At 67.1% G+C, this 11,728-nt stretch carries 8 protein-coding genes; 7 read left to right on the top strand and 1 reads right to left on the bottom strand.

Going from position 1 to position 11,728, the window contains the following annotated elements; genetic code table 11:
• Positions 1 to 40 precede the first annotated feature (40 nt).
• From AC5RWU_RS15115 to ndk, 6 genes are all read left to right on the top strand, one after another.
• Positions 41 to 394, top strand: coding sequence for a DUF488 domain-containing protein (locus tag AC5RWU_RS15115; protein ID WP_494032273.1), 354 nt, complete (start codon positions 41 to 43; stop codon positions 392 to 394).
• Between the two features lie 27 nt (positions 395 to 421).
• Positions 422 to 1,171: an SDR family oxidoreductase gene (locus AC5RWU_RS15110; protein ID WP_494032274.1), complete on the top strand. Its 750-nt coding sequence runs from the start codon at positions 422 to 424 to the stop codon at positions 1,169 to 1,171.
• 348 nt (positions 1,172 to 1,519) lie between these two features.
• A complete protein-coding gene (gene ileS, locus AC5RWU_RS15105) occupies positions 1,520 to 4,813 on the top strand; it encodes an isoleucine--tRNA ligase (protein ID WP_494032275.1) in 3,294 nt (1,097 codons plus the stop codon).
• On the top strand, positions 4,810 to 6,174 hold the full coding sequence (locus tag AC5RWU_RS15100; RefSeq protein ID WP_494032276.1) for a bifunctional folylpolyglutamate synthase/dihydrofolate synthase: 1,365 nt from the start codon (positions 4,810 to 4,812) through the stop codon (positions 6,172 to 6,174). The genes ileS and AC5RWU_RS15100 overlap by 4 nt, the downstream gene beginning before the upstream one ends.
• A gap of 30 nt (positions 6,175 to 6,204) precedes the next feature.
• On the top strand, positions 6,205 to 6,672 hold the full coding sequence (locus AC5RWU_RS15095; protein ID WP_494032277.1) for a DUF4233 domain-containing protein: 468 nt from the start codon (positions 6,205 to 6,207) through the stop codon (positions 6,670 to 6,672).
• Between the two features lie 52 nt (positions 6,673 to 6,724).
• Positions 6,725 to 7,141, top strand: a complete 417-nt coding sequence (gene ndk, locus AC5RWU_RS15090; RefSeq protein WP_494032278.1) for a nucleoside-diphosphate kinase — start codon at positions 6,725 to 6,727, stop codon at positions 7,139 to 7,141.
• A gap of 93 nt (positions 7,142 to 7,234) precedes the next feature.
• On the opposite strand, the gene AC5RWU_RS15085 is transcribed toward ndk, so the two are convergent.
• Positions 7,235 to 7,864, bottom strand: a complete 630-nt coding sequence (locus tag AC5RWU_RS15085) for a vitamin K epoxide reductase family protein (protein ID WP_494032300.1) — start codon at positions 7,862 to 7,864, stop codon at positions 7,235 to 7,237.
• Between the two features lie 433 nt (positions 7,865 to 8,297).
• Between AC5RWU_RS15085 and AC5RWU_RS15080 the strand changes: the two genes are divergently transcribed.
• A complete protein-coding gene (locus tag AC5RWU_RS15080) occupies positions 8,298 to 11,621 on the top strand; it encodes an Rne/Rng family ribonuclease (RefSeq protein ID WP_494032279.1) in 3,324 nt (1,107 codons plus the stop codon).
• Positions 11,622 to 11,728 lie beyond the last annotated feature (107 nt).

Raw genomic sequence — 11,728 nt, 5'->3', positions numbered from 1 at the left:
GGGGCTCATTCTTTCATGCAACAGGACTAGACTGCCCGGTATGGGCCATTTCCGGATCAAGCGGGTCTATGACCCGCCAGCGAACGACGACGGTTGCCGGGTCCTGGTGGACCGGCTCTGGCCGCGCGGCCTGGCCAAGGAGGACGCGGCGCTGGACCTGTGGCTGAAGGACGTTGCGCCCTCACCGGACCTGAGGAAGGCGTTCGACCACAAGCCTGAACGCTTCGAACGCTTCACCGCCGACTATGAGCAGGAACTCGACGGGAACGACGCCGTCCAGCAGCTTGTGGAGCTGGGCGAGAGCCAGGAGACGGTCACCTTGGTATATGCGGCGAAGGACCCCGCCATCAACCACGCCGTTGTGTTACTCAATTACCTCACCGGTTCGGCTTAGCCTCCCAGGCTCAGTATTGTGAGCCCCATGACCAAGCGCGCAGTAGTAACAGGAGCAAGTTCAGGAATCGGCGCGGCCACTGTGCGGGCGCTGCGGACCTCCGGCTGGGACGTGACCGCTGTGGCGCGCCGGGCCGACCGGCTTGAGGCGCTCACCGCGGAAACCGGGGCCCGCGCCATCGCGGCCGACGTGACCGACCAGGCGTCGGTGGACAACCTCGTACGCGAGGTGCTGGCCGGCGGGGGGATCGATGCCCTGGTCAATAACGCCGGCGGGGCCTTCGGCGTCGATTCCGTGCTTGACGGAAAATTCGAGGACTGGGACTGGATGTACCAGGTCAACGTCCTCGGTGCGCTGCGGGTGACGCAGGGCTTCCTTCCTGCCCTGCGCGGCAACGGCGAGGGCAGCGTGCTCTTCCTGACCTCGATTGCCGGCCTGGTTCCGTATGAGGGCGGCGGCGGGTATGTTGCCGCCAAGCATGCCGAGCGGGCCATGGCGGCTACGTTGCGCCTGGAGGAAGCCGAGCACAATGTGCGCGTCATCGAGGTCGCTCCGGGCATGGTCCACACCGAGGAGTTCTCCCTCAACCGTCTGGGTGGAGACCAGGCGGCTGCGGACAGGGTGTACGCGGGGGTGGAAAAGCCGCTCCGGGCCGAGGACATCGCCGATGTGATCGCCTACTCTCTCAACCTTCCCCACCACGTGAACCTGGACCAGATCGTGGTGAAGCCCGTGGCGCAGGCCGCGCCGCACAAGCTCATCCGCAGCACGCAGTAGCCTGGTGCCGCCGTCGGTTTCGACAACCTGGTTGACTGTCCCATAAACTGAGGGAAGCAGCTTTGACCCGGCCATCACCGGCGAGCTTCCGGAAGAACAGCGGCGCGCTGCAGACGCAGGCCCGGCACATGTGCCGCCCAGTAGAACCGGACGGGTACGCCCGTCACAGCAGTCAATGAGCGGCAGCTGCGCTGCCCGGTCTTGGCGGAACCTGTTCCGCTGCGGACCGGCGGCGACGGCGGCAAGTGAGGTGGTACCGCGGGTTCCGCGGAGCGGCTGGGAAGCCGTACAACAGGAACACGCCCTCGCATCCTGCAATCCCGGATTGTTATACGCGTTTCTTACAGGATGACGAACATGCCCCAGATCTATCCCAAGGCCACGACCGCAGCCTCCTCCGCAGCGGGCTCTTCCGCCTCGCCCCGTTTCCCGGAAATCGAAGAGCGCGTCCTGAAGTACTGGGACGCGGACGGCACTTTCCAGGCCAGCATCGACCAGCGTTCCGCCGGCGACAACGGCTCCAACGAATTCGTCTTCTACGACGGCCCGCCCTTTGCCAACGGCCTGCCGCATTACGGACACCTGCTCACCGGCTACGTCAAGGATCTGGTGGCCCGCTACCAGACCCAGCGCGGACGCCGGGTCGAGCGCCGCTTCGGCTGGGACACGCACGGCCTGCCCGCCGAACTGGAAGCCATGAAGCAACTGGGCATGAGCGACAAGGCCCACATCGAGGCCATGGGCATCGACAAGTTCAACGACGCCTGCCGTTCCTCCGTGCTCAAGTACACCGAAGAGTGGAAGACCTACGTCACCCGCCAAGCCCGCTGGGTGGACTTCGAGAACGACTACAAGACGCTCAACATCGAGTACATGGAGTCCGTGCTCTGGGCCTTCAAGACCCTATACGAGAAGGGCCTGACCTACAGCGGCTACCGCGTGCTGCCGTATTGCTGGAAGGACGAGACGCCGCTGTCCAACCATGAGCTGCGCATGGATGACGACGTCTACAAGAACCGCCAGGACCAGACCGTCACGGTCACCTTCCCGCTGCTGGCCGGGGACAGCGACCTCAGCCGGGAGCTGGCCGGCGTCAACGCCCTGGCCTGGACCACCACGCCCTGGACCCTGCCCACCAACTCGGCGCTCGCCGTCGGACCCGACATCAGCTACGCCGTGGTCCAGGCGGGCCCCCAGGACGCGCTGCACGGCGTCGAGGACCGCGCCGCGACCCGGTACCTGATCGCCGAGGAGCTGGTCGGCTCCCACGCCAAGGACCTGGGCTACACATCCGCGGAGGAGGCGAAGGCCGGCGTCGTCGGCACCTACACCGGCAAGGAACTGGAAGGCATCCGCTACCAGCGGCTGTGGGACTACTTTGCCGACGCCGAAAAGTGGGGCACCGAAAACGCCTGGCAGCTCCTGGTGGCCGACTATGTCACAACCACTGACGGCACCGGCATTGTGCACCAGGCTCCCGCCTACGGCGAGGACGACCAGAAGGTCTGCGAGCAGTACGGCATCCCCGTCAACCTGTCCGTCGACGAGGGCGCCAAGTTCCTGCCCTTCTTCGCCGAGGGGCCGCTGGCGGCCATCGCCGGCCTGCAGGTCTTCGAGGCCAACAAGCCGATCACCCAGGCGCTCAAGGCGGCCGGCCGGCTGGTGCGCCAGGCCAGCTACGAGCACTCCTACCCGCACTGCTGGCGCTGCCGCAACCCGCTGATCTACCGCGCCGTCTCCTCCTGGTTCGTCGAGGTGACCAAGATCAAGGACCGGATGGTCGAACTGAACCAGCAGATCAACTGGATCCCCGGCAACGTCAAGGACGGCCAGTTCGGTAAGTGGCTGGAAAACGCCCGCGACTGGTCCATCAGCCGCAACCGCTACTGGGGCAGCCCCATCCCGGTGTGGCAGTCCGACGACCCCAACTACCCGCGCACGGATGTCTACGGTTCGCTGGCGGAACTGGAGGCGGACTTCGGCCGGCTCCCGCTCAACCACGAGGGCCAGCCGGACCTGCACCGCCCGTTCATCGACGAGCTGACCCGGCCCAATCCGGACGATCCGACCGGCAAGTCCACCATGCGCCGCGTCCCGGACGTGCTGGACGTGTGGTTTGACTCCGGGTCCATGCCGTATGCGCAGGTGCATTACCCGATGGAGAATCAGGGGTGGTTTGAGAGTCATAACCCGGGCGACTTCATCGTGGAGTACATCGGCCAGACCCGCGGCTGGTTCTACACCCTGCATGTTCTGGCCACCGCGCTGTTCGACCGGCCCGCCTTCCGCAACGTCATCAGCCACGGCATTGTGCTGGGCTCCGACGGCCAGAAGATGTCCAAGAGCCTGCGCAACTACCCGGACGTGTCCGAGGTGCTGGACCGGGACGGCTCTGACGCCATGCGCTGGTTCCTGATGTCCTCGCCGATCCTGCGCGGCGGCAACCTGGTCGTCACCGAACAGGGCATCCGCGACGGCGTCCGCCAGGTCATCCTGCCGCTGTGGAACGTGTGGCACTTCTTCAGCCTCTACACGAACGCCGCCAACGGCGGAGCCGGCTACGAGGCGAAGCAGCGGTTCACCGCCGAGGAACCGCTGGACAACTACCTGCTGGCCAACACCGGGGACCTGGTCCGCAGCGTCACCGCCTCGCTGGACAGCTTCGATGTCAGCGGCGCCTGTGATGCGCTGCGCAACTACCTGGACATGCTCACGAACTGGTTCGTGCGGCGCAGCCGCCAGCGCTTCTTCGACGAGGACGAGTCCGCCTTCGACGTGCTCTACACGGCGCTGGAGACCGTGTGCCGGGTGGCCGCGCCGCTGCTGCCGATGGTGAGCGAGGAGATCTGGCGCGGCCTAACCGGCGGCCGTTCCGTCCACCTGTCGGACTGGCCGGACGCGGACGCCTTCCCGGCGCTGCCCGAACTGGTCGAGCAGATGGACCGCACCCGCACCATCTGCTCGGTCGGTTCCAGCCTGCGCAAGGGCGCGAACCTGAGGGTGCGCCTGCCGCTGCAGGAGCTGACCGTCGTCGCACCCGGTGCGGACAAATTGTCCGGCAATTTCCAGGCGATCATCGCCGATGAACTGAACATCAAGAGCGTCCGCCTGGTGGATGCGGCGGCTGCGGAGCCGGAGGAGTTCGGTATCAGCCAGAAACTGGTGGTGAATGCCCGCGCAGCGGGCCCGCGCCTGGGCAAGAATGTGCAGACGGCCATCAAGGCCTCCAAATCCGGGGACTGGTCCGTGGACGACGCCGGAAACGTTACCGCCGGCGGCCTGGCGCTGGAGCCGCAGGAATACACACTGGAGACGGTGGTGGCGAACGACGGCGGCGGAGCAGCCCGTGCTGTCAGCGTTCTGCCGGGAGGCGGCTTTGTGGTGCTCGACACCGAAGTCTCCGCGGAACTGGCGGCCGAGGGCGTGGCGCGCGATGCTATCCGCGCCATCCAGCAGGCGCGCCGCGACGCGGATCTGCACATCAGCGACCGGATCCGAACGACCGTGTCCGCTTCCGCCGAAGCGGTTGCCGCCTTGGAAGCCAACGCGGACCTGGTCCGTGCCGAAACCCTTACCGACGACCTGGTGCTGACGGCCGACGGCGCGGGCGAGGAATTCGCAGTCACGGTGGAGAAGCGATGAGCGGCCTGAGCGATGCGTCGTTCTCCGTGGAGAGCGTCTACGCTGAGCTGCTGGGCCGGGCGCCGGAGAACAAGATGGAGCCGCGCATGGCTCCGCTGTTCCGGGCGATGGAAATCCTGGGGGAGCCGAACAAGGCCTACCCGGTCATCCACATCACCGGCACCAACGGCAAGACCTCGACCGCACGGATGATCGAGGCCGGCCTGCGCGCCCACGGGCTGCGCACCGGCCGGTACACCAGTCCGCACCTGTCCAAGGTGACCGAACGCATCTGCATTGACGGCGAGCCGGTCAGCGATGAAACGTTCGTGCGGATCTGGGACGAGATCCGCCCCTACCTGCTGATGGTCGACGGCGAGCTGGAGGCTGCGGGGGAACCCCGGCTGACGTACTTCGAGGCGGTCACCATCCTGGGTTTCGCCGTCTTCGCCGACGAACCGGTGGATGTGGCGGTCATCGAGGTGGGCCTGGGCGGCATCACCGACGCCACGAATGTCGCCGACGGGCAGGTCGCCGTCGTCACGCCGATCTCCCTGGACCACACCGATCTGCTGGGGGAAACCCCGGGGGAGATCGCGCTGGAGAAGGCCGGGATCATCAAGGAGGGCGGCTTCCTGGTCAGCGCCGCCCAGCCCGTCGACGCCGCCCAGGTGCTGCTGGAGAAGGCCCGCCAGGTGGGCGTGCCGTTCCGGTTCCAGGGCGTCGAATTCGGTGTCGAGGAAAGGACGCTGGCCGTCGGCGGCCAGCTGCTGACCATCCAGGGCCTGGCCGGCCGGTACGAGGACCTGCTGCTGCCGCTGCACGGCGAGCACCAGGCACAGAACGCTGCCGTGGCGGTCGCGGCCCTGGAAGCGTTCTTCGGCGGCGGGACCAAGGAACTGGACGCCGACGTCCTGCGGGAGGCCTTCCGGAACGTCACTTCGCCCGGGCGGCTGGAAACGGTGCGTACCGCGCCCACCATCCTGGTTGATGCGGCGCACAATCCCGACGGCATCCGTGCCACGGCCCGGGCAATCAAGGAGGCCTTCCACTTGAGCAAGCTCGTGCTCGTGGTGGGCGTGCTGCAGGAGAAGGACGCTTCCGGCATCCTCGAGGTGCTGCGCGAAGAACTGGGCGAACTGGCGGAGGAGATCTGCGTCACCCAGTCCGGTTCGCCGCGGGCGATCCCGGCGGAGGACCTGGCCGAGGACGCCATGGCGGCGGGCTTCACGGAGGAGAATGTCTTCACTGAGCCGAGGCTGGACAACGCCATCGAGTGGGCCGTGGCGCGGGCCGAAGAGAACAATGACCTGGCCGGCGGGGTGCTGGTCACCGGATCCATCACGCTGGTCGCCGAGGCACGGACGCTGTTGGGCAAATAGGCGCAGGACAGTTAGGAATTAGGGACACAGATGGCACGGCTAACCAAGGCGCAGCGTGAATGGCGCCCCGATATGCCCAAAAAGCGCCGGTCGATCAAGGTGATGTTTTCCTCCGTGGTGCTGACCCTGGAGGCATTCGTCGTCTTCTTCGCCACGCTGGTGGCATTCGGACTGCATGATGACAGGATTCCCCAGCCGGTGATCCTTACCGCCGGTATCGCGCTGAGCATCGTTCTGGTGATCTCCTGCGCGCTGCTGACCCGGCCGTTCGGTTACGCACTCGGCTGGATCCTCCAGCTCGTGCTGATCGCGACGGGTTTCGTCGAATCGATGATGTTCATCGTCGGGGCGATGTTCGCCGCGGCCTGGTGGTACGGGCTGCGCACCGGCGGACGGCTGGACCGCGAGAACGCCCGCCGGGATCGGGAACAGGCGGCATGGGAGCGCAGCAATCCCCAGCCGGGCAATAACCCGGAGCCGGAAGCGGACGGCAGCTGAGCAAGCAGTAGGCTAAGGAACGGATGACGATCTCGGAAGACAAGGAGCAACTGTGAGCATTGAGCGCACCCTAGTGCTGATCAAGCCGGATGGCGTGGCAAGGAACCTGACCGGAAGCATCATGGGACGGATCGAGGCCAAGGGCTACAAGCTGGTGGAACTCAAGCTGATGACCGCTACCCGCGAACTGCTCGAAGAGCACTACGCCGAGCACGCGGGCAAGCCCTTCTACGAGCCGCTGGTGGAGTTCATGCTCAGCGGCCCCCTCGTGGCTGCCGTCTTCGAGGGGCAGCGCGTGATCGAAGGCTTCCGCTCGCTGGCCGGCACCACTGATCCGACGACGGCGGCACCGGGCACCATCCGCGGCGACTTCGGCCGGGACTGGGGCCTGAAGGTCCAGCAGAACCTGGTGCATGGTTCGGATTCGCCCGAGTCCGCCGAGCGGGAGATCAAGATCTGGTTCCAGTAGCCGGCGGCGCTGCCGGAACCGGCAGTCGAGGCACCATACGCAGGGGCCCGCATCACACCGGTGATGCGGGCCCCTGCGTGATTCTGCCCGCCGTCAGACGCCGATGAACGCGTTGATGAAGCGGAAGAAGACCGATGCGGCGGTGCCGACCCACAGCAGCACGACGATCATCCACGCCCAGTCGGACAGGACGTTAACCAGTCCTGCCGGTGCCTTGATGACGCCGTGGGCCAGGTTCCGGATCGTCGTCAGGACGAACAGGGGGATCATGGCCGCCCACACGACCATGCAGTAGATGCAGAGGATATAGATATCGAACAGCGCCTGGCTCCAGAGCCAGACGACGAAGGCGAAGCCCAGAGTGACGCCGGCCTGCAGGCCGATCCAGTACCAACGGCGGAACTGCGCGCCGCCAAGGAGGGCCATCGCCGTCGTGATGGGCACTGCGAAGGCGACGATTCCGATCAGCGGATTCGGAAAGCCGAAGAGCGATGCCTGCCAGGTCTGGAAGACCGCGCCGCAGGAGACGAACGGATTCACATCGCAGCTGGTGACGTGGCCCGGATCCGCATAGACGGCAAGCCGCTCCAGGACCAGGATCCCGGAAGCCAGCCATCCGACGACGCCGGTGATCAGCAGCACGATGCCGAAGGTACGGGGTTTCGCGAAGCCCGCGCCGGCAGGACGGACACTTTCGGCCGGAGCCGGATTCGGGGCCGTCATTCCGCCGGGCGCATTGTTTTTCACCTAACCTCCTTGACCATTCGTAGCCGTTCCTCGATTGTAGACCGGGCAGATCCCGTGCAGGTTTCCGGCTGTATGAGACAATGACTGTGGCTGGTGACGGAACCACATTCCGTTATTGGTCCAGCGACAGGCTTCCGGCTTCGACGGCGATGCTTCCCGCACGATGAGCCCATCATCCGGATGGGGGTGCGGAATCCGCCGCTGGAACTGCCGAAGACAGAAATTACGGCAGCAGGAAAAGCGCCGCTGGTCTTCGAGTGATGCCGCGCCCCACAGCTGGCGCGACCTCGGATGACACAAATACGTCTTCCGGCTGACGTGCGGCCCAGGGCCCGCGGACAGCCGGCATAACTGCCCCCGAGGGCACCGGGATGTGGACGGTGCCGCAAGGGCTGGAGTATAGCCACATATGGAAAATAACGAGACAACTGCAGCATCCGGCGAACAGTTGGAAGCTGTTGATACAGAAGTACCCGCTGGTACAGAAGCACCGGCGGAATCCCAGCCGGTGTCCCCGGCAGCCGAAGCGCAGGCCGCGGACCCGGCCGCCACCGATACCGACGCAGAGGCGCTGAAGCGGACGGTCCGGCGGACCACCCGGCGCCGGACAACGACGTCGGCCCCCGCCGCAGCTGGACCGGAGCCGTCCGCGGCCGGCGGGACCGGCGGGGAACAACCTGCGGATGCGGTGGGACGCGTGATCCGTGAGGCTGTCGAACTGGCCGAAGCCCACTACGAGCAGATGCAGTCCGGGCAGGAAGAGCCGGAGCAGGAAGAGCCGGCCCCGAAACGGACGGTGCGCCGCACCACCCGTGCCCGGACGACCGCGGCGGAGAAGTCCGGGGCAGTGATCGTTGACGGACTGACTCCTCAGGAGGCAGTTTCCGAGGAAGCGGCTTCGGAGGATGTGGCCTCGGAAGAGGCCCCGGCAGCCGGCACGGAGCCGGCAGTACCGCCGGCGTCGAAGCGTCGGCCTGCCCGTCGCCGCAAGGCTGCCGAGGCGGAGGGTCCGTCGGAGGAAGCCGGCGCCACCGCGGCCGCGGCCGAAGATACGGTTCAGGAAGCGCCGGCACCGGTTACCGCCGAAGCGGACTCAGCCGAAGCGGGCGGGGAGACGCCCACGGAGGAGAAGCCCGCCGGTAAGCAGGAGTTCGTCCAAAGCCTCAACCCCTTCGCCATTCCCGAATCCCCAGTATCCCTGCTGTTCCATGCCCCCGATCTGAGCGCCGTCCAGGCCGCTGTTCCTTCCGCCAAACCGGCTGAGGAAGAAGCCGAGGAAGAGGCGGAAGGCGCGCGCGGCCGTCGTAATCGCCGGGGTCGCGGAGGGCGCCGCGGCGAGGCCGGCACGGAAGCCGTCGCAGCCATCGAGGAGCCGGAAGGCAGCCCCGACGAGCAGGAAGCCGCCGAAGAAGGCGTCACCTCCCGCCGCCGGCGCCGCCGGCGCCGCGGAGACCAGGACCTGGAACTGACCGGCGGCCACGACGACGATCCGCCGAACACGGTGACCCGCGTGCGGGCTCCGCGGCAGCACGCCGAGGCCCCTGCGTCGAGCCGGGTGGCAGGCGTCAAGGGATCGACCAGGCTGGAGGCCAAGAAGCAGCGCCGCCGCGAGTCCCGTGAGTCGGGCCGCCGGCGCCAGGTGATCACCGAGGCGGAGTTCCTGGCCCGGCGCGAGTCCGTGGACCGCCAGATGGTGGTGCGCCAGCGCGCCGACAGGATCCAGATCGGCGTGCTGGAGGACGGGGTGCTGGCCGAGCATTTCGTTTCCAAGACGCAGCAGGATTCGCTGATCGGCAACGTCTACGTGGGCAAGGTGCAGAATGTGCTGCCCAGCATGGAGGCCGCGTTCATCGACATCGGACGCGGACGCAACGCCGTGCTGTACGCCGGCGAAGTGAACTGGGACGCGGCCAACCTGGACGGGCAGCCGCGCCGGATCGAACTGGCGCTCAAGTCCGGCGATTCGGTCCTTGTGCAGGTCACCAAGGATCCGGTGGGCCACAAGGGCGCCCGTCTGACCAGCCAGATTTCACTGCCCGGGCGCTACCTGGTGTACGTTCCGGGCGGCTCGATGACGGGTATCTCCAGGAAGCTTCCCGACGTCGAACGCAACCGGCTGAAGAAGATCCTGAAGGACCGCCTGCCGGAGAACGCCGGCGTCATTGTCCGCACGGCCGCCGAGGGCGCCAGCGAGGAAGAACTCACCCACGACATCAACCGGCTGCGGGCGCAGTGGGAAGAGATCGAGCGCAAGGCCAACTCCACCAAGACGCTGGCCCCCGAACTGCTGTACGGTGAGCCGGACCTGACCATCAAGGTGGTCCGCGACGTCTTCAACGAGGACTTCTCCAAGCTGATTGTCTCCGGCGAAGAGGCATGGGACACGATCGAGGCCTACGTGACCTATGTGGCCCCCGACCTGGTGGAGCGGCTGGAGAAGTGGACCAAGGACGAGGATATTTTCGCCGCCAGCCGCATCGATGAGCAGATCAGCAAGGCGCTGGACCGGAAGGTCTTCCTGCCCTCCGGCGGATCGCTGGTCATCGACCGCACCGAAGCCATGACCGTGGTGGACGTCAATACCGGCAAGTTCACCGGCAGCGGTGGCAACCTCGAGGAAACCGTCACCAAGAACAACCTGGAGGCGGCCGAGGAGATTGTCCGCCAGCTGCGGCTGCGGGATATCGGCGGCATCATCGTAATCGACTTCATCGATATGGTCCTCGAGTCCAACCGCGAGCTGGTGCTGCGGCGGCTGGTTGAATGCCTGGGCCGGGACCGCACCAAGCACCAGGTGGCCGAGGTCACCTCCCTGGGCCTGGTCCAGATGACGCGCAAGCGGATGGGCACGGGACTGCTCGAAGTCTTCAGCGAGGCCTGCGAAACCTGTGCCGGCCGCGGCGTCATCACGCATGACGAGCCCGTGGAGCACCGACACGCCCGTGCCGTGGCCTCCGAGAACCGCGAGCAGCACCTGCGCCAGGAGAAGCAGTCCCGCAGCGAACGCAAGCGCAACCGCCGCGGCAAGGAGGCCCAGCAGCCGGAGGCTGCCGCTGTGGCGGAGGAGCACAAGCCGGACGACGACGCGGCCCGCCAGGCGCGCGCGCAGGCGACCCGTGCCGCGCTGGCCAACATCGCTGCCGCCGCCCACGCCGCGCACGAGGCCCAGGAACATGCTGCCCACCCGGAAGGCGCCCCGGCAGCCCCGGCCGCCTCCTCAGCGCCTGACGCCGGAACCGGCGGAAAGGCCCGGCTGCCCGAGGTGCTCACCATCGGCGGGGAGACTGTTGAGCTGCCGCGCGGCGAGCATGCGATGGCGGCACAGCGGGAGGAGCCGACGCTCACCCTGGAAAGCCTGACTGCGGCTTTCAGCAGGTTCCCCGTGGAAGCGGAAGCCGGAACGGCTGAGCCGGCGGCACAGCGGGAGCAGGCCAAGACTACGGAGAAGGCGGGGGAACAGGCCCAGGTGCCGCCCGGGCGCCCAGGCGGCCAGCTGCCACCGGCCAGCGGCACAGTACGGCGTCCCCGCAAGCGCCGCGCGGCCAGCCTCGCCCAGGGCACGGCGGACGAGAGCAGGATCGAGCGGCACGAATCCACGGTGGGTGGGGCGGCGGCGGCCGACGGCGGCCAGACGCACACGCACGCGGCATCCCTGACGCAGCGGAAGCCCGCCGCGGAACCGGCCGCCGAACCGACGATCCTGGGTGTGGGCGTTCCCGCGTCGGAGCTCTGATACCTGCTTCCCAGGTCCAGTGATGGCAACAGCCAGCGGGCGGTCCCCCTTGGGAGGCCGCCCGCTGTTCTGCGTTTCGCACGTCGCCCAATGCGGGTCGGTTAGGT

The organism is Arthrobacter sp. B0427-1-12 (genome assembly GCF_059092905.1).
This window is presented reverse-complemented; position numbering and strand designations above follow the sequence as displayed.

Excerpts from the sequence above, each read along its gene's own strand:
- AC5RWU_RS15115 (WP_494032273.1), top strand. The coding sequence starts at position 41 with ATGGGCCATTTCCGGATCAAGCGGGTCTATGACCCGCCAGCGAACGAC.
- AC5RWU_RS15110 (WP_494032274.1), top strand. The coding sequence starts at position 422 with ATGACCAAGCGCGCAGTAGTAACAGGAGCAAGTTCAGGAATCGGCGCG.
- ileS (WP_494032275.1), top strand. The coding sequence starts at position 1,520 with ATGACGAACATGCCCCAGATCTATCCCAAGGCCACGACCGCAGCCTCC.
- AC5RWU_RS15100 (WP_494032276.1), top strand. The coding sequence starts at position 4,810 with ATGAGCGGCCTGAGCGATGCGTCGTTCTCCGTGGAGAGCGTCTACGCT.
- AC5RWU_RS15095 (WP_494032277.1), top strand. The coding sequence starts at position 6,205 with ATGGCACGGCTAACCAAGGCGCAGCGTGAATGGCGCCCCGATATGCCC.
- AC5RWU_RS15085 (WP_494032300.1), bottom strand. The coding sequence starts at position 7,864 with ATGACGGCCCCGAATCCGGCTCCGGCCGAAAGTGTCCGTCCTGCCGGC.
- AC5RWU_RS15080 (WP_494032279.1), top strand. The coding sequence starts at position 8,298 with ATGGAAAATAACGAGACAACTGCAGCATCCGGCGAACAGTTGGAAGCT.